This window comes from Klebsiella sp. X13 (genome assembly GCF_003323835.1).
In the GTDB taxonomy this organism is placed as follows: domain Bacteria; phylum Pseudomonadota; class Gammaproteobacteria; order Enterobacterales; family Enterobacteriaceae; genus Klebsiella; species Klebsiella ornithinolytica.
This window is the reverse complement of record NZ_CP030874.1, coordinates 1895282-1911654: the sequence shown is the minus strand read 5'-3', so window position 1 is coordinate 1911654 and position 16373 is coordinate 1895282. Positions and strand designations below refer to the sequence as shown.

Here is a 16373-nt window from a genome sequence, read left to right as displayed (position 1 = left end):
ATGTTCTGCTTTAGATATGGGGATGATAGGCAAACAGCGCCGGCGCTCCACCCGTGTGGATAAATAAAATCGGCCCTTCATCCTTAAAGCGCTTCTGATTAATGCCGTCAATCAACCCGGCCATCGCTTTGCCGGTATAAACCGGATCCAACAGAATGCCTTCCAGCTGCGCCAGCAGCTTCACGGCTTCCATTCCTTCGTCGTTCGGCGTGCCATATCCCGGCGCAAAATAGTCATCCCACAGCTTAATCTCCGCATTGGCCTGGAGCTCCAGACTGTTCGCCACCGCCTGCTGAAGCGCAACGACTTTCGGCAACTGATCCGCCACCTTGCGTGATACGGTGACGCCAATCAGCTCAGCCCCTGGCATCAGCTGTTCCAGTCCTACGGCCAGTCCGGCATGAGTACCCGCGCTCCCGGAGGCGACCACCACGGAAGAGAGTTCCACGGCGCCTTCGCACTGCTGAGCGATTTCGAGGGCGCTTTCCACATAGCCCAGCGCGCCAAGCGCATTTGAGCCCCCCACCGGAATGACATAGGGCCGATAGCCCTGCGCTTCAATGCGGGTTGCCAGCTCCTCCAGCTGAACATCGGGTTGGGTCAGCGCATCGCACATCTCAACCTGAGTATTAAACAGATCCAGCAGCAGGCGGTTACCGTTGGTCAGGTAGTTCTCGGCGCGAGTGCCAATAGGGTTTTCCAACAGCGCCACACAGTGCAGACCCAGTTTCGCGGCCACCGCCGCCGTTTGACGAACGTGGTTCGACTGAATCGCGCCGGCGGTGATTAACGTATCCGCGCCTTCACGCAGCGCATCTGCCGCCAGGAACTCCAGCTTACGCAGCTTATTGCCGCCCATCGCCAGCGGGGTCACGTCGTCACGTTTTATAAAAATCTCGCGGCCCAGATGATCGGACAAGCGCGGTAGATATTCCAGCGGCGTCGGCGCGCCAATCAATTCCAGGCGCGGGAAGCGCGTTAAATTTTGCAGTGACATGGTACCTCCTGACTGAGTTATCTTTATTATGCACACACTGGCGTACGAAATAAAAAAAGGCGCTATCAATAGCGCCTTTTTTCACCGCCCGCCGTTACATCGTCACGTCAGCGCCAAACCATTTTTCCGACAGCGCTTTCAGGCTGCCATCTTTCTGCATATCTGCAATCGCGCCATCAACCGCTTTCAGCAGGTCTTCGTTGCCTTTACGCAACGCCACGCCAGACTCCTGACGGGAGAACGCTTCGCCGGTCACCGCCAGGGTATTGCCGGTTTTCTTCACCAGATCCAGCGCCGCCAGGCGATCGACCAGAATCGCGTCAATACGGCCCACGCGCAGATCCTGATATTTAGTCGGGTCATCATCATAGGTACGAATATCTACGCCCTGGACGTTCTGGCGCAGCCACTCTTCGTAGTTGGTCCCCAGACCGACGCCGACTTTTTTACCTTTCAGGTCCGCTGCGGTTTTGATAATGCCTTCATTGCCTTTTTTCACCAGCGCCTGGATACCCGACACCGTATAGGGGGTAGAGAAGTCATACTTTTGCTTGCGCTGGTCGGAAATGGTGACCTGGTTAATCACCACGTCAATACGTTTAGAATCGAGGGAAGCCAGCATGCCGTCCCATTTGGTCGGTTTCAGATCGGCCTTCACGCCCAGATGTTTCGCCAGTTCATTAGCAAAATCAACCTCGAAACCAGTCAGCTTTCCGTCGTCGCCCTGATAGCTGAACGGCGGATAGGTCCCTTCCAGGCCTACGCGCAGCGTCCCGCGCTCTTTAATCTGCCCGAGCAGATTTTCCGCAGCAAACGATTTTGCGCTGACGCCGGCCATTAAAACTACAGCCATCGCGCCCATCAGCGCCTGACGACCCAGAAGTGCTAATTTCATAGATGCCCCTGATAAGTGATATTTTCCAGTAGTGTAAGGCGTTTAGTTTCGCTCACCAACACCTATACGCTACATCTTATTCCGAAATATTATATATGCAGCGATTTAAGACATAGCGAAAAGAGAGCCAAAATTGATCGGATTTGCTGGAGATATCTCATACTGCAAAGGTCAGCTTGATGACGTCTGGAGCATGGAAGATGAAAAACCCCACGTTACTGCAGTGCTTTCACTGGTATTACCCCGCCGGCGGCGAGTTGTGGCGCGAAGTCGAAGCCCTGGCCCCGAACCTGAATGAAATTGGCATTAACATGATTTGGCTACCGCCGGCTTACAAAGGGGCGTCCGGCGGTTACTCCGTCGGCTACGACAGCTACGATCTGTTTGACCTCGGCGAGTTCGACCAAAAAGGCTCCATTGCCACGAAATATGGTGATAAAGCCCAGCTCCTTGCCGCCATTGCGGCCCTTCACCAGCACGATATTGCGGTGCTGCTTGATGTGGTGGTCAACCACAAGATGGGCGCAGATGAGAAAGAGCATATTCGCGTGCAGCGCGTCGATGAGCAGGACCGGACGCAAATCGCGGAGGAGATTATCGAGTGCGAAGCCTGGACACGCTACACCTTCCCGGTCCGGGACGGGCAGTACTCTCAGTTTATCTGGGACTACAAATGTTTCAGCGGCGTCGATCACATCGAGAATCCCGACGAGGACGGCGTTTTTAAAATTGTTAACGATTATACCGGCGAAGGCTGGAGCGATCAGGTCGATGATGAGATGGGTAATTTCGATTACCTGATGGGCGAGAATATTGATTTCCGCAATCATGCGGTCGCCGAAGAACTGAAGTACTGGGCCCGCTGGGTTATGGAGCAAACCGGCTGCGACGGTTTTCGTCTCGATGCGGTTAAACATATTCCCGCATGGTTTTATAAAGCGTGGATTGACCACGTCCAGGAAGTGGCGACAAAGCCGTTGTTTATCGTGGCGGAGTACTGGTCGCATGAAGTTGATAAGCTCCAGCAATATATTGAGCGCGTCGACGGTAAAACGATGCTGTTTGACGCCCCTTTGCAGATGAAGTTTCACGAGGCGTCACGTCAGGGGCGCGACTACGATATGAGCCAGATTTTTAGCGGCACGCTGGTTGAAAGCGACCCGTTTCATGCCGTTACGCTGGTGACCAACCATGACACTCAACCCTTGCAGGCACTGGAGGCCCCCGTCGAACCGTGGTTCAAACCGCTGGCCTATGCGCTCATTCTGCTGCGCGAAAACGGCGTCCCCTCGGTTTTTTATGCCGACCTCTTCGGCGCCAGCTATGAAGATACCGGTGGTGATGGCCAGACCTATGCCATTGAGATGCCGGTTATTGAGCAACTGCATGAACTGATTGATGCCCGCCAGCGTTTTGCCCACGGCGTCCAGACGCTGTGGTTCGATCATCCCAACTGCATTGCGTTCAGCCGCAGCGGCACCGATGAAGATCCGGGATGCGTCGTTGTATTGTCTAACGGCGATGAGGGAGAGAAGCAGCTGCCGCTGGGCGCCAACTATGGCAATAAGCGCTGGAAAGATTTTCTGGGCAATCGCCAGGAGGTGGTAGAAACCGACGACGAAGGCTGCGGCACTTTTACCTGCAACGGCGGAAGCGTCAGCGTTTGGGTCATTGAGGAGGTGCTGTAGTCGTTGGAAGCTCGCGGGCTGAACGTTGCCTCAGCCCGCACCTGCATTAGTTCACGCTTTTCCCTGCCGCGGCTTTTTTCCACGCCTGCTCGCACTCGGCGGTCAGGCGGTCAACGCGAGTCAGGGTCATGCGATCGTATTGCAGCGTATTACCAGAGCGCTCAACAGGATAAACATCGAGTCTGGAGGTGACGTTATAGACCTGCTCGTCACGCAGCATTAATTTACCCGGCGTGGCGATGACGCGCTGCCACTGACGACAATCCAGGGTGTCGCCATTTTTCGTCACAATCAGGCTGGCAATCGCGTCCGGGCTCATCATTTCGCTCTGCGGGCCTTTTGACTGCCAGTATCCCTCTAACCCGGCGGGCGCTGGCGCTTTAACGACGGTATCGTAATTATCAACCTGGACACACCCGGCCAGCATCAACAGCGCACCGACAATCACTAACTTTTTCATCATCCATCCCACAAACCGATAAAAAAGTATTGTGGCATTAAAGCGTTAAGCCCGCCACCCCTGCCGTTGACCGGCGTCAAACTTGCCAACATGACCGTACGCAAAACGCCACCGTCGCTCCAGGAAAAAATGCAGCCGGCCGCCGCCGCATTATTAATTAATAACGATCATGAAGGGCCGATGACAAAGCGCTGGCTATTTACGCAATCAACATAAGGAAAATCCTAAAAATATTTATTATTTGTGGCCCACGCTCTCTGGAAAAGAGGCAATTTTGCTTTTAATTCCCTCACATAACCCGGGCCACACATTACTTTGGGAGTATTCCTAGCAAATTATGGGCAATATTACGGAATAGTTTAGACTCTCTGATGGTTCCTGTGCTGAACCGGGTTTTTATTACCCACTTAAATGGATTTCATCGCGCTTGTCGGCGAGGGATAAATTATCGTTACGTGTTGATTGAGGATGGGTCATGTCAACGATTATCATGGATTTGTGTAGCTATACCCGGCTGGGATTGTCCGGGTATCTGACAAGCCGGGGAATAAAAAAGCGCGACATTAGTGAAGTACATTCTGTGGAATGCCTGAAAGAGGCCTGTGAATTCATGCATCCGGCAGTGGTATTTATCAATGAAGATTGCTTTATTCATCATCCGGACAGCAATCAGCTTATCCGGCATATCATTACCCAGCACCCTGGGACGTTATTTGTTATCTTTATGTCGTTAGCTAACATTCATTTCGATCGCTATCTGCTGGTGCGCAAGAATTTACTTATTAGCTCCAAATCGCTGACGCCAAAAGACCTTGATGAAATTCTGGGTAATCGTCTTAAATACGATAACTACAGCAGCGCCCGTATCAATATACCGACACTGTCGCTTAGTCGTACCGAATCGAATATGTTGCAAATGTGGATGGCGGGCTATGGTACAGCGCAGATTTCAAGCCAGATGAACATCAAGGCAAAGACGGTTTCGTCGCATAAAGGAAATATTAAAAAGAAAATTCAGACCCACAATAAACAGGTGATTTACCATATCGTACGCCTGGCGGAAAACATTACCAGCGGAATACACGTTAACCTGCGCTGAACCAGGCGCAGGCAAAACTGGCGGTGCTCTCCGCCAGTTCAGATGCCTTACGAACTAATCTTCTCTCTCAACAAAGATCCCGTCCGGGTGCCCTGCTTCGTTAAAAAACCAGATCCCCAGCGGGTAGTCTTCCAGCGAAACCAGATACATTGTCCCTTCACTAAACGACTCTATTGCCAGAACTACACCCGATCGACGTGGGCCACCGTCGGTCTTCACCGTGACACGATCGTTCACCTGCATAACTTATCTCCTCTATTTTTGAGCCAGTGTAGAACAAAACTGCCCGCTGTGCAGCGCCCTGCCCGGTGAGTGCGTTTTTATCGACCATCCGCCATTACGACGGCCCCTATGCCGCGCCGACCATCCGGTGATTTTTTGCCTATACTTAAACAGGCACGATCTGAGCCAAGCGAGGTAGCCATGATGAAAACCGCCAAAGATAGTGGATATGCGGGAAGTCGCGGGGTGAATGTCGATGTTGATGCCCTGCTGGCGGCGATTAATGAAATCAGCGAGAGCGAGATACGGCGTTCGCGCGACGATCCGCATCACGTCAGCGTTGATGGCCGCGACTATCACACCTGGTGCGAACTAGCGGAAGCGTTTGAACTCGATATTCATGACTTTAGCGTCACGGAGATCAACCGCTAGGTACAGGTGAAAAAAATCCCGACTCGCAGGAGTCGGGATGAAACTTGCTAATGCAAGAAGCACTTGAAAATTCGTTACACCGGGATATCCGTTGCGGGAAAACATTATCCTCAATTATTTTGCATGACAAGAGCTATTCATGAAGAAAATAATTGAGAAATGGGATGAACTTTCTGTCACTCTGCCAGAATGCTGATGGCGCAAGGGTTTGTTGCGTTCTTTTTTCTCCGATCGCGCATTGGCCACGGGTGTTTTTTTAAGATAAATCTCATTTCCGCAAACCAGCGCACGACGGCAAATCGTTAAAGCAGACCTGGTTGCGTCCATTTTGTTTGGCGAGGTAGAGCCGGTGATCGGCCGTTGACTGCAGGTTTTCAAAATTAAATCCGGCACAATCATCGCTGCTGCTGACCCCCAGTGAAGCACTGATCCGCAAACTGGTGTCGTTGCAGAGCAGAATTTCACGGCTGTAAATGCGGATGCGGATACGTTCGGCGATGGCTGTTGCCACCTGTAAGGTGGTGTCAGGCATCACAACACAGAACTCTTCACCGCCGACGCGGCCAGCCAGATCGCCTTCACGGATATTGCTCGCGATGGTACTGGCAACCAGCGACAGGACCCGGTCGCCCGCCTGGTGCCCGTGCTGGTCATTCACCTTCTTAAAGTAATCGAGATCGAGCTGGATCACCGAGATCGGCCGCCCCGTCCGCTCGCACATTCTGGTGGTAGCGATTGCCCTTTCAAATAAGGCCCCGCGATTCAACAGGCGGGTTAACGCGTCATGCCAGGCCTGCCACTCCAGCGACTTTTGCAAAACACTCATATTACGCACCATCCGCAGAATCACCTGCCAGGAGATGATCAGCATCAGCGTAAAGAGTAGCCACATCAGCGTCAGCGCAATAGTAATGGTCCCGAAAGCACCGCGCACGCCTTCCTGCAGCGTATGGATCCTCAGCAGCACGCCATCAAAGTTGTTTAATTTCTGCCAGCTGATATAGCGCGTTAATAAACGAATCCCCCCCTGGTTTTGATGCAAAAACGCGTAGCTAAGCATCGCCTGTTCACGGGCGGACAACAGGGTCAGTACATTCCCCGACGCCGAGGAAGCAATCAGGTTAAGCCGACTATCATACAGCTGATATTCCCCCTCCTGGCCCCCCTTAATGGCGCTGACCAGAAACGCTTTCATCTCTCGCACCGAAAAATCCATCGACAGCACCCCGAGCCAGTCATGTCGGAAATCAAGGGGAATGGAGGCAGTCACTACCGGATCGTCGTTTTGCGCATGCTCATCGAGAACGGTCTGCCAGAACACGCCGCGACCGGGATTATTGCGCTGCGATTGCCGGGTAAACCACGGGGCGGCGATCGCATGGGTATATAACGTCTGGGCCTGTACCGCGTTTTTTGGCAACGTGGTGCTGGTAAAAAAACCGCTGCGCGAAATGTACAGCATGCGTTCGTTAAATCCGCGGTTATTCTCGACCAGACGCAGGAGATACCCCAGCTCCAGAACCGCCATCAGCTCATTACCGGTCAGGGCATCGTTGCGCGAGAGCGAGCTCTGACTGTCGACAAAGTCATCGGAAACGCCATACACCGGCAGAGTACGCCGGTTATGTAACGCCACGGACCAGATCGGTTCATGGCGTTTGCTCATGTATTCCTGTTCTGCATTACGCAAAATCTCAAAATCCAGCGGCGTTTCCAGCGCCGACTGCATCCCGTTGCGAAAAAACACCATTCTGTCGATGTTGAACAGCAGCAGACTGTCCAGTTCATCGGCGACGTTTTCAAGATTGTTGCGCTGGTTGGTGACGTAGGCCCCTTCCAACACCATCACTTCGCGCCAGATCAGGAGCGTAGAAAAAAAGAGTACTGCGACAAAACAATAATTAACCACATGTCCCGGGCGAGAAACGCGGCGAAGTTTTCTTACCCACAGTGGTTTATCCATTGTTCTCTCGCAGTACAATCAAAGCAACAAACGTCATCAACGCTCCCTGTTGGTTAAATAAGCAGCATAACGACAAAGCGCCCGGCTTTTGCCGGGCGCTATAGGGGTCAGGCACTCTTCTGTCGCTGCCCTTCCCCACGCACTAACTCATCTTCACGGAACGCCTCGCGTTTAACGACATAACCGTCGTACCAACGACACTCGACCATTCCGCTGGCGAAGCCCGTCACAACCATGCGCGGCCCTCCGCTTTTTCGCCTCACTTCATCACTGACCAACAATACCATTTTTTAGTCCGTCATCTGGGAGAAACCGTTTCACCATAGACGAAGCTGAGCAATTTTGCATAATCGCCGGGCGATTTTACTCTGCCGTAGCGCGAAAGCCGCTGATAACCTTCACGCCCGCCAGCACTACCGCACCGACGATAAAGCCCAGCACCAGGTGGACGCCGGTCGGCAGCAGTGAGGCGATGAGGGCGGACTGTTCACCTGCCCACTGTTCAACCGCATGATGAAGCGGCGCGATGCCGTGTACGATAATGCCGCCGCCGACCAGAAACATCGCCAGTGTCCCGACGATGGAGAGCAGCTTCATCAGGCGCGGCGCAACCGCCAGTAACCCGTTACCGACCCAGCGCGCCAGCGTGCTGCTCTTCTTCACCAGCCAGTAGCCCATATCATCCAGCTTCACGATAATGCCGACCAGGCCGTACACGCCAACGGTCACCAGGATGGCAATCCCGGAGAGAATCAGAATCTGATTGAGCAGCGGCGCGTCGGCCACGATTCCCAGCGTAATGGCCACGATTTCAGCGGACAGAATAAAGTCTGTGCGTATCGCCCCTTTCACTTTATCGCGTTCAAAGGCCTGCGGATCTTGCTGCGCCAGCGCTTCCAGACGCTGCTGACGGGCCTGCGGATCTTCCTTGTGTTTGCGCGCCTGCAGACTGTGCAGCACTTTCTCAACGCCTTCGTAGCACAGGAATGCGCCGCCCAGCATCAGCAATGGCGTAATCGCCCAGGGAATAAACGCGCTGATCAGTAAGGCCAACGGCACTAAAATCACTTTATTGACCAACGATCCCTTTGCAACGCCCCAGACAACGGGGAGCTCACGATTGGCCCGTACGCCCGTCACCTGCTGAGCATTGAGAGAGAGATCGTCTCCCAGTACGCCGGCCGTTTTTTTCGCTGCCAGTTTCCCCATCACGGAGATATCGTCAAGCAAGGTGGCGATATCATCCAACAGCGTTAAAAGACTACTTCCTGCCAAAATTGTATTCCTTCATTTATTGAGGGTTAATCCCCTGGCGTCCAGCCGCAGCCTGAACGCTTAGCGGCCATGTCCGCATAAGTATGAGGTAAAAGTGCTTTTTCGCCCAGAGATGCGCGGAGTCAATATAAATTTAACAATTATCGATCAATTAAAGCGCTCGCCAGCGCAGTAGTTTTCACGTTTACTATATGTCTCCTTTCTATCTCTGTACCGTCGTGAGGACGTATGTCTACCCGCCAGCTTCTGCCCCTTATCGGCGCCCTGTTTGCGCTTTATATCATCTGGGGATCGACCTATTTTGCCATTGCCATTGGCGTTGCCAGCTGGCCGCCGTTGATGATGGCCGGTATCCGTTTTCTCTCCGCCGGCGGGCTACTGCTCGCTTATTTGCTGGCAACCGGCCACTCGCTTCCACCGCTCAGGCCTCTGCTCAATGCGGCGCTGATCGGCATCCTGCTGCTGGCCGTCGGCAATGGTTTTGTCACCCTGGCCGAGCACCAGCATGTGCCTTCTGGCATTGCGGCGGTCATGGTGGCGACCGTGCCGCTCTTCACGCTCTGCTTTAGCCGTTTTTTTGGTATCACCACCCGCAAGATTGAGTGGTTGGGGATTGCTATTGGTCTGGCGGGCATCATTCTGCTTAACAGCGGCGGGAATCTGAGCGGTAATCCGTGGGGGGCGCTGTTGATCCTTATCGGTTCAATGAGCTGGGCATTTGGTTCGGTTTACGGCTCCCGAATTGAGCTTCCGACGGGCATGATGGCTGGGGCGATTGAAATGCTCGCCGCGGGCGTGGTCCTGGCGGTCGCCTCCTGGGCGACCGGCGAAACCCTGAGTCAAATGCCGTCATGGTCCAGTATTTTTGCCGTTGCCTATCTGGCGATTTTTGGTTCTCTTATCGCCATTAACGCCTACATGTATTTAATTCGTAACGTTACCCCCGCCGTCGCCACCAGCTACGCTTACGTGAATCCCGTGGTGGCGGTCCTGCTGGGGACCGGATTTGCCGGAGAGAGCCTTTCGTCCATCGAGTGGCTGGCGCTGGGCGTCATTATTTTTGCCGTGGTGCTGGTCACGCTGGGGAAATACCTGTTCCCCGCTCGAGCTGAAGTTACGCCTTGTGAGGTGGAGAAGTAAGCTCTGGCTCGCCAATGCCCTGCGTGTCGATCTGCGCGCGGTGACCGCCGCCGCAGATCCACTCTTCCAGACGCTCAGTCAGCGCCTCATCGCTCAGCTTCAGTCGCCCGCGCAGCGCACATTCCCAGACGATCAGCACCCGCCACCCCTGCTCTTGCAAGCGCATGATATCGCGGCTATCGCGCGCGACGTTCTTGCCAATTTTCTCCAGCCAGAACGCCGTGCGCGTTGCGGGCACTTTAAACAGATAGCAACGATGGTGATGCCAGAAACAGCCGTGGGCAAAGATAGCGCAGCGGTACTCTGGCACGACAAAGTCCGGCCGCCCCGGCAGGGTCGCATCCTGAACGGTAAACGTAAATCCGGCCTGAGCGAGCAGCGCGGCAAGGCGTTTTTCGATCGCCGTATCGCGCTGGCCAATCGCCCGCATGTTTTTACTGCGCGTGGCTTTATCGTGGACGTCCACCGGCTTCATCCTCGGACTCACGCTGCGCCACGGCCTGCGCGATTCGCGGCGCAAGTAATTTCGCGACGGCCGCAAACACCGGCACCACCACCGAATTGCCGAACTGACGATAGGCCTGGGTATCGGAAACCGGAATACGGAAGCGATAGCCCTGCGGGCTTTCAAACCCCATCAACCGCGCACATTCGCGCGGCGTCAGCCGGCGCGGACGACGAAGCTGATTTTGCGCATCGTCGAAGTGTTGTTCCCCCAACGGGCGGTCCCAGCCGCGATCGACCAGAATCTCGGCTCCGTCTTTGTAATAGCGTGCGGATAGCGTGCGCGCCACGCTCTGAGGATTGCGCGGATCAACCAGGCCGTAACCGAACCCGTTGCCCAGCGCCTGATGCTTGCGCGCATAGTGATACAGATACTTCCACAGCACCGGCGTCAGAATAAATTTAGCATCCACCGTCGGTTCCAGCAGATCGCCAAAGGTCGGCCGCGCGGTCGGGTAATATTTTGAGATATCGCGCAAGGTAAAACCGTCGTGCAGCTGGAGATCGCGACGGAAGCCCACCAGTACAATACGTTCGCGGTGCTGGGGTAAGAAATGACGTCCATCGATCACTTTCGGATCGTCGGCGCCGCTGTGGTCGGCATCGGAGACTTCATAACCCAGTTCATCCAGCGTCTGCATGATAATGCGGAATGTCCGTCCTTTATCATGGCTTTTCAGGTTTTTAACGTTCTCCAGTACAAAGATGGCAGGCCTGCGGGCGGCGATAATTCTGACCACATCAAAGAACAGCGTGCCCTGGGTTTCACACGCGAAACCGTGGGCCCGGCCCAGCGCATTTTTCTTCGATACCCCGGCGAGCGAAAAAGGCTGGCAAGGAAAGCCCGCCAGCAGAACATCGTGGGGAGGAATGGTCTCGCGAATATGCTGCGCGGCTTGTTCATCGCTGACATCCGGGCGATGGCTGAGGGTAATATCACGAATGTCTTCGTTGAAGCGGTGCTGATTCGGGTCACAATACCAGTTGGCTTTGTAGGTGCGCACCGCATGCTTATTCCATTCGCTGGTGAAAACACACTGCCCGCGGATCGCCTCAAAGCCGCTGCGGATCCCGCCGATTCCCGCAAAGAGATCGACGAACCGAAAAGCATAACGGGGATGGTGGGCCGGCGGTGGCGGCAGCAGCGTTGCCAGACGGGCATACTCATTGGCCGTAATACGGCTAGCCGCCCGCTGAACCGTCGCCACGCGTTTTAAGATCGCCGGGCTCCAGTGGCGATCGCCAACGGCCAGCAGAAATGCCACCAGCGTTTTCACATCGTATATTGCCATCAGCTGGCGTAACAGCGCCTGAGCCTCTTCCCCGGCAGGTTCCGGAGGCAACAACAGGCTCTTTTCCTTCGATAAATTTTGCGGCATACCCTCAACCAGCCCGGACAATTTTGCAGAGATTACCATAAATCATGCGGGCAGTTTCAGGCCAGTGGCTCAAAGCGCCTTAAAACCGCCTCATCGACCGACAGTGGGTCGCCGCGAAGTTCAGCGCTAAGCTTGGCCATAAATTGCACGAGGAAGCGCGCATTGTGTATCGCCATCTCTTTGCCTTTGTCCGTTTGCATCGTGTCGGGTAAACGCAACAGCTTGCACTGGAAATGGTCCAGCGCATATTTTTTGTCATCCAGTTTACGCTGGTCAGCAAAGGGATCGTCAGCATCAAACAGGATGTTGTTCAGCGCCCCGGAGACCGCGAAGACGCGGGCCAGACCAATTGCGCCAAGCGCCTCCAGCCGATCGGCGTCCTGGACAATTTTCGCCTCCGCGCTTTGTGGGGAAATACCGGCACTGAAACTGTGCGCTTCAATCGCATGATAAACGGCTGGATAGCGGTCGCGAGGAAAATCGGGGAATGACGACTGGAGAATAGCCAGCGTTTTTTCTGCCGCCATCACCGAGGAGCGGCTGCGCTCGGGATGGTTTTTCGGCAGGCTAACAATGTCATGAAAATAACAGGCGGTCAGAATGACCAGGCGATCGGCCTGACTCTCTTCAGCCAGCCGCTGCGCGGTTCCCCACACGCGACGAAAGTGCGAAATGTCGTGGGCGGAGTCGCCCTGGGTGAGATGTCCCGCAAGCCAGGCTTCAAAGCGTTGCTGCCAGTCTAGTTGTTGCATACGCGTTCCTCTGAGAGAAGTCAGCGTTGAGCATAGCAACTTTAATCGTGTTGTTCATGCATCCTGGGGTCAGGGCGGGTGTACCAGGCTATCGCCCCCAGAATAGCGCCAACCACGCTCAGCACAAGGAACCCGAGCAGAGCGCCAAGCCACTTACCTGACGTCGATCCCAGATCGCCGTCAATTGTCGCACCGGGGACACTTTCAATTTTGCCAACGACCCACCAGTAGCGCGCCATTGCCCACAGAAAGTAACCACAAAAGGCATAAAAGACCCACAGGGCAAGTTTCCCACCCGGGCTTCGTTTCGCTTTCTGCTCCATTAACTCCTCTCCTTTAACTGACAACGAAACCGCGGCACCCGGCAAAAAGGTGACGCACGTCACATTATACTGTGAAAAAGATAACGAAACAGCACCTTCCTCCGGTGAACAAGCGCTTTTAACCATCGCGAGATAGCGATACTTACGTGCCACTGCAGCACAGGATTTATTATCCATCGCCATAAATCTGTGGCGGATAATAATAACCAGCACGCTGGCTCACTACCGTTCGTATAGCGGAGAGATATTTCTCCATCCTCAAAGCCCGTATAAATCCGCACGCACATTGCAGCATCACGCATTATCCGAGAATTAAATAACCCACCCAAATCATTTAAATGACACTCATAATTTATGATAATTAAATTAATGACATGAATACATCACCACAAACACCTAACATATTGTTATTAAAAACAATAAACCACAAAAATACATCATTTCAAAATGATAAATTTTTAATATAAAAATTCAAAATGAAACATTTTGTAATATTGGATATAATTTATTTACATTTTTATTTTAAATAAAATTGAACCTTGCCGATACTATGAAATTGCTTTTTGCAACACGCACACCTATTCATATTAATGATGATTAAAAGGGAATATATAATGAAAAGAAAAACACTGGCACTTTTGATTCCGGCATTATTAGTGGCCGGAACCGTCAATGCAGCAGAAATCTACAATAAGAACGGAAACAAGCTGGATTTCTACGGCAAAATGGTGGGTGAACACATTTTCACCAACACCGATCGCAACAACAGTGACAATAACTCCAAAGATACCACTTATGCCCGTTTCGGCGTAAAAGGTGAAACGCAGATTAACAGCGATCTGACCGGCTATGGACAGTTTGAATACAACATCAAAGCCGATAAACCAGAAGGCGAACAGGGTAGCGCAACGCGTCTGGCGTTTGCTGGTTTAAGATTCGCCAACTACGGCTCATTTGATTATGGTCGTAACTATGGTCTGGTTTATGACGCGGCGGGTTACACCGATATGCTGGTCGAATGGGGTGGCGATGGCCTGGTAGCAACCGACAACTTTATGACGGCTCGCACCAACGGCGTCGCCACTTATCGTAACAGCGACTTTTTCGGCCTGGTTGATGGCCTGACAATCGCACTGCAATATCAGGGTAAAAATAATAACCGCGATCGTTTGAAAGCTAACGGTGACGGGTATAGCACGTCAGTCGATTACAACATCGATGGATTTGGTTTTGCCGCCGCATACAGCAATTCAGACCGTACCGACGAGCAGGCGGCAGATCGTAAAGGTGAAACCGCAGAAGTCTGGAGTTTAGCCGCCAAGTATGATGCCAATAGCCTTTACACGGCGGTGATGTATGCCGAATCGCATAATATGACGCCAATGGAAAATGGCGTTTTCGCCAACAAAACGCAGAATATCGAGGCCGTTGTTCAGTACCAGTTTGATTTTGGTCTGCGCCCTTCTCTCGGCTATGTTTATGCAAAAGGCAAAGATCTCGGCACTAATGGCGACAAGACTGCCGAAATGAAGAATTATATCGAGCTGGGTACCTGGTACTACTTCAACAAAAACTTCAATGTCTACAGTGCTTACAAATTTAACCTGATCGATCACAAAGACAGCATCATAACTGGTGCCGCCGAAGACAATCAGTTTGCTGTCGGTATTACCTATCAGTTCTGATGCAATTTACGTTTTAAAGCCCGCCGTGTGCGGGCTTTGTTTTTCAGATTCGACTTCTGCCCTGCCCACCCGTTCTTGCCTTAACGTCAGCAAACCCCTTCTCTCATCTATAGCGACGAGGAAAGAAATCTTCTGCCAGCAGGAAGCATTCGGATATCCTCGAGGTAAGCCCTTCCCGTCGACGAGAAATCAGAGGATGATGATTGATGGACTTGCGACGCTCCGTTATACCAACACAATAGAAGTGTGTGACGCGGGTCGTTGAAAGGAATTGACGTAAGTGTTTGAATAGTGGCGGAGAGAGGGGGATTTGAACCCCCGGTAGAGTTGCCCCTACTCCGGTTTTCGAGACCGGTCCGTTCAGCCGCTCCGGCATCTCTCCGCTGAGGTTGCTATAATGCCAGGTTCTTTGGCACTTTAATAGTTCCTGTCTCTTTAATTATGTTCAAGTGACGACTTTGCGAGCAATATGATGTTTAAATGGCCCTGGAAAGTAGATGAAGAGTCCGGCAACGCAGAAATGCCCTGGGAACACGCGCTTGCCATTCCTGTTTTAGCCAATCTTTCTGCGCAAGAGCAGCAGGAACTGGTGCAGATGGCGGCACGCTTTCTGCAACAAAAACGCCTGGTTGCCCTGCAAGGGCTTGAACTCACTCCGCTGCAAAACGCCCGCATTGCCCTGCTGTTCTGTTTGCCGGTTCTTGAGCTTGGCATTGAGTGGCTGGATGGCTTCCACGAGGTGCTAATCTACCCTGCCCCATTCGTGGTTGATGATGAATGGGAAGACGATATTGGTCTGGTCCACAATCAACGGATTGTCCAGTCCGGCCAGAGCTGGCAACAAGGGCCAATCATCCTGAACTGGCTGGATATTCAGGACTCTTTCGATGCATCTGGTTTCAACCTTATCGTGCACGAAGTTGCACATAAGCTGGATATGCGCAATGGCGATCGCGCCAGCGGCGTGCCGCTGATTCCGTTACGTGAAGTCGCCGGCTGGGAGCACGACCTCCACGCAGCGATGAACAACATTCAGGATGAGATCGATCTGGTTGGCGAGAGCGCCGCCAGTATTGACGCCTATGCGGCGACCGACCCGGCCGAGTGTTTTGCCGTGTTATCCGAATATTTCTTTAGCGCACCAGAGCTGTTTGCCCCGCGCTTTCCGGCTCTTTGGCAGCGTTTTTGCCATTTCTATCGCCAGGATCCCTTACAAAGATTACGTGAGAATGGCCGGCTAGATACAGATGACGAACACCTTGTGCACTAAAACAACGAGTTGACTTAAATTTAGCCATTTGAATCAGTGAGTTAATTTTAGTGTTGACACAAAAATGCCAGGCCAGTAGTATGCGCCTCGTTCACACGATTCCTCTGTAGTTCAGTCGGTAGAACGGCGGACTGTTAATCCGTATGTCACTGGTTCGAGTCCAGTCAGAGGAGCCATATTTAAGAAGCCCGCTTAAGGAAACTTAAGCGGGCTTCTTGCTTTTCAGCCTTCTTCTGAAGACAAATCAGCTGTTAGTTTTGCCATACAAAAGGCTCTGGATGGCGGAAGA

At 52.9% G+C, this 16373-nt stretch carries 17 protein-coding genes and 2 tRNA genes; 7 read left to right on the top strand and 12 right to left on the bottom strand.

The genetic code is table 11. The features are described 5' to 3' along the window. Window positions 1–10 precede the first annotated feature (10 nt). Window positions 11–997, bottom strand: a complete 987-nt coding sequence (dcyD, locus tag DSD31_RS09070) for a D-cysteine desulfhydrase (protein ID WP_004864169.1) — start codon at window positions 995–997, stop codon at window positions 11–13. Between the two features lie 94 nt (window positions 998–1091). Next, window positions 1092–1892 (bottom strand): cystine ABC transporter substrate-binding protein, encoded by an 801-nt coding sequence (gene tcyJ, locus DSD31_RS09065; protein ID WP_004864171.1) that lies wholly within the window; start codon window positions 1890–1892, stop codon window positions 1092–1094. A gap of 200 nt (window positions 1893–2092) precedes the next feature. Between tcyJ and amyA the strand changes: the two genes are divergently transcribed. Beyond that, complete coding sequence (amyA, locus tag DSD31_RS09060) at window positions 2093–3580, top strand: alpha-amylase (RefSeq protein WP_004864174.1); 1488 nt, start codon at window positions 2093–2095, stop codon at window positions 3578–3580. 46 nt (window positions 3581–3626) lie between these two features. On the opposite strand, the gene yedD is transcribed toward amyA, so the two are convergent. After that, complete coding sequence (gene yedD / locus DSD31_RS09055) at window positions 3627–4043, bottom strand: lipoprotein YedD (RefSeq protein ID WP_160873412.1); 417 nt, start codon at window positions 4041–4043, stop codon at window positions 3627–3629. A gap of 472 nt (window positions 4044–4515) precedes the next feature. Here yedD and rcsA point away from each other — a divergent pair, with 472 nt between their 5' ends. Beyond that, window positions 4516–5139: a transcriptional regulator RcsA gene (gene rcsA, locus DSD31_RS09050; RefSeq protein WP_004864179.1), complete on the top strand. Its 624-nt coding sequence runs from the start codon at window positions 4516–4518 to the stop codon at window positions 5137–5139. Between the two features lie 54 nt (window positions 5140–5193). On the opposite strand, the gene dsrB is transcribed toward rcsA, so the two are convergent. Continuing rightward, window positions 5194–5382: a protein DsrB gene (gene dsrB, locus DSD31_RS09045; RefSeq protein WP_004864183.1), complete on the bottom strand. Its 189-nt coding sequence runs from the start codon at window positions 5380–5382 to the stop codon at window positions 5194–5196. 183 nt (window positions 5383–5565) lie between these two features. Between dsrB and yodD the strand changes: the two genes are divergently transcribed. Next, on the top strand, window positions 5566–5793 hold the full coding sequence (gene yodD / locus DSD31_RS09040) for a YodD family peroxide/acid resistance protein (RefSeq protein WP_015583989.1): 228 nt from the start codon (window positions 5566–5568) through the stop codon (window positions 5791–5793). A gap of 268 nt (window positions 5794–6061) precedes the next feature. Here the strand turns inward: yodD and dgcQ are convergent, their stop codons facing one another. The 3 genes from dgcQ to DSD31_RS09025 all read right to left on the bottom strand — a co-directional run bounded on the left by dgcQ (window position 6062) and on the right by DSD31_RS09025 (window position 9031). Beyond that, window positions 6062–7756: a cellulose biosynthesis regulator diguanylate cyclase DgcQ gene (dgcQ, locus tag DSD31_RS09035; RefSeq protein ID WP_044023513.1), complete on the bottom strand. Its 1695-nt coding sequence runs from the start codon at window positions 7754–7756 to the stop codon at window positions 6062–6064. Window positions 7757–7863: 107 nt separating this feature from the next. Beyond that, the gene (locus DSD31_RS09030; protein ID WP_015583987.1) at window positions 7864–8043 is read right to left on the bottom strand and encodes a YodC family protein; all 180 of its coding nucleotides are present in this window, start codon (window positions 8041–8043) and stop codon (window positions 7864–7866) included. 76 nt (window positions 8044–8119) lie between these two features. Further along, window positions 8120–9031 (bottom strand): DUF808 domain-containing protein, encoded by a 912-nt coding sequence (locus DSD31_RS09025; RefSeq protein ID WP_088883836.1) that lies wholly within the window; start codon window positions 9029–9031, stop codon window positions 8120–8122. A 228-nt stretch (window positions 9032–9259) separates the two neighbouring features. Here DSD31_RS09025 and yedA point away from each other — a divergent pair, with 228 nt between their 5' ends. Further along, entirely contained in the window at window positions 9260–10171 is a 912-nt protein-coding gene (yedA, locus tag DSD31_RS09020) for a drug/metabolite exporter YedA (RefSeq protein ID WP_015583985.1), read from the top strand. Here the strand turns inward: yedA and DSD31_RS09015 are convergent. Genes DSD31_RS09015 through drpB form a run of 4 tightly spaced genes read right to left on the bottom strand, consistent with a single transcriptional unit; the run spans window position 10146 to window position 13129 of the window. Then, on the bottom strand, window positions 10146–10646 hold the full coding sequence (locus tag DSD31_RS09015; RefSeq protein ID WP_032717077.1) for a very short patch repair endonuclease: 501 nt from the start codon (window positions 10644–10646) through the stop codon (window positions 10146–10148). The genes yedA and DSD31_RS09015 overlap by 26 nt on opposite strands. After that, window positions 10621–12054 carry a DNA cytosine methyltransferase gene (locus tag DSD31_RS09010; RefSeq protein WP_064359125.1) on the bottom strand — a complete coding sequence of 478 codons (1434 nt, stop codon included), beginning with the start codon at window positions 12052–12054 and terminating at the stop codon, window positions 10621–10623. Before DSD31_RS09010 ends, DSD31_RS09015 begins: the two co-directional genes overlap by 26 nt. A 56-nt stretch (window positions 12055–12110) precedes the next feature. Next, entirely contained in the window at window positions 12111–12806 is a 696-nt protein-coding gene (locus tag DSD31_RS09005; RefSeq protein ID WP_015583983.1) for a phosphohydrolase, read from the bottom strand. A 41-nt stretch (window positions 12807–12847) separates the two neighbouring features. Continuing rightward, window positions 12848–13129, bottom strand: a complete 282-nt coding sequence (drpB, locus tag DSD31_RS09000; protein ID WP_004864207.1) for a cell division protein DrpB — start codon at window positions 13127–13129, stop codon at window positions 12848–12850. A gap of 614 nt (window positions 13130–13743) precedes the next feature. Between drpB and DSD31_RS08995 the strand changes: the two genes are divergently transcribed. Beyond that, window positions 13744–14814, top strand: coding sequence for a porin (locus DSD31_RS08995; protein ID WP_004864210.1), 1071 nt, complete (start codon window positions 13744–13746; stop codon window positions 14812–14814). A gap of 292 nt (window positions 14815–15106) precedes the next feature. On the opposite strand, the gene DSD31_RS08990 is transcribed toward DSD31_RS08995, so the two are convergent. Next, window positions 15107–15196 (bottom strand) — tRNA-Ser (locus DSD31_RS08990). A gap of 87 nt (window positions 15197–15283) precedes the next feature. Here DSD31_RS08990 and mtfA point away from each other — a divergent pair. Both mtfA and DSD31_RS08980 read left to right on the top strand, forming a co-directional pair. Then, on the top strand, window positions 15284–16084 hold the full coding sequence (gene mtfA / locus DSD31_RS08985) for a DgsA anti-repressor MtfA (RefSeq protein WP_160873414.1): 801 nt from the start codon (window positions 15284–15286) through the stop codon (window positions 16082–16084). Between the two features lie 100 nt (window positions 16085–16184). Continuing rightward, window positions 16185–16260 (top strand) — tRNA-Asn (locus DSD31_RS08980). Window positions 16261–16373: the final 113 nt, after the last annotated feature.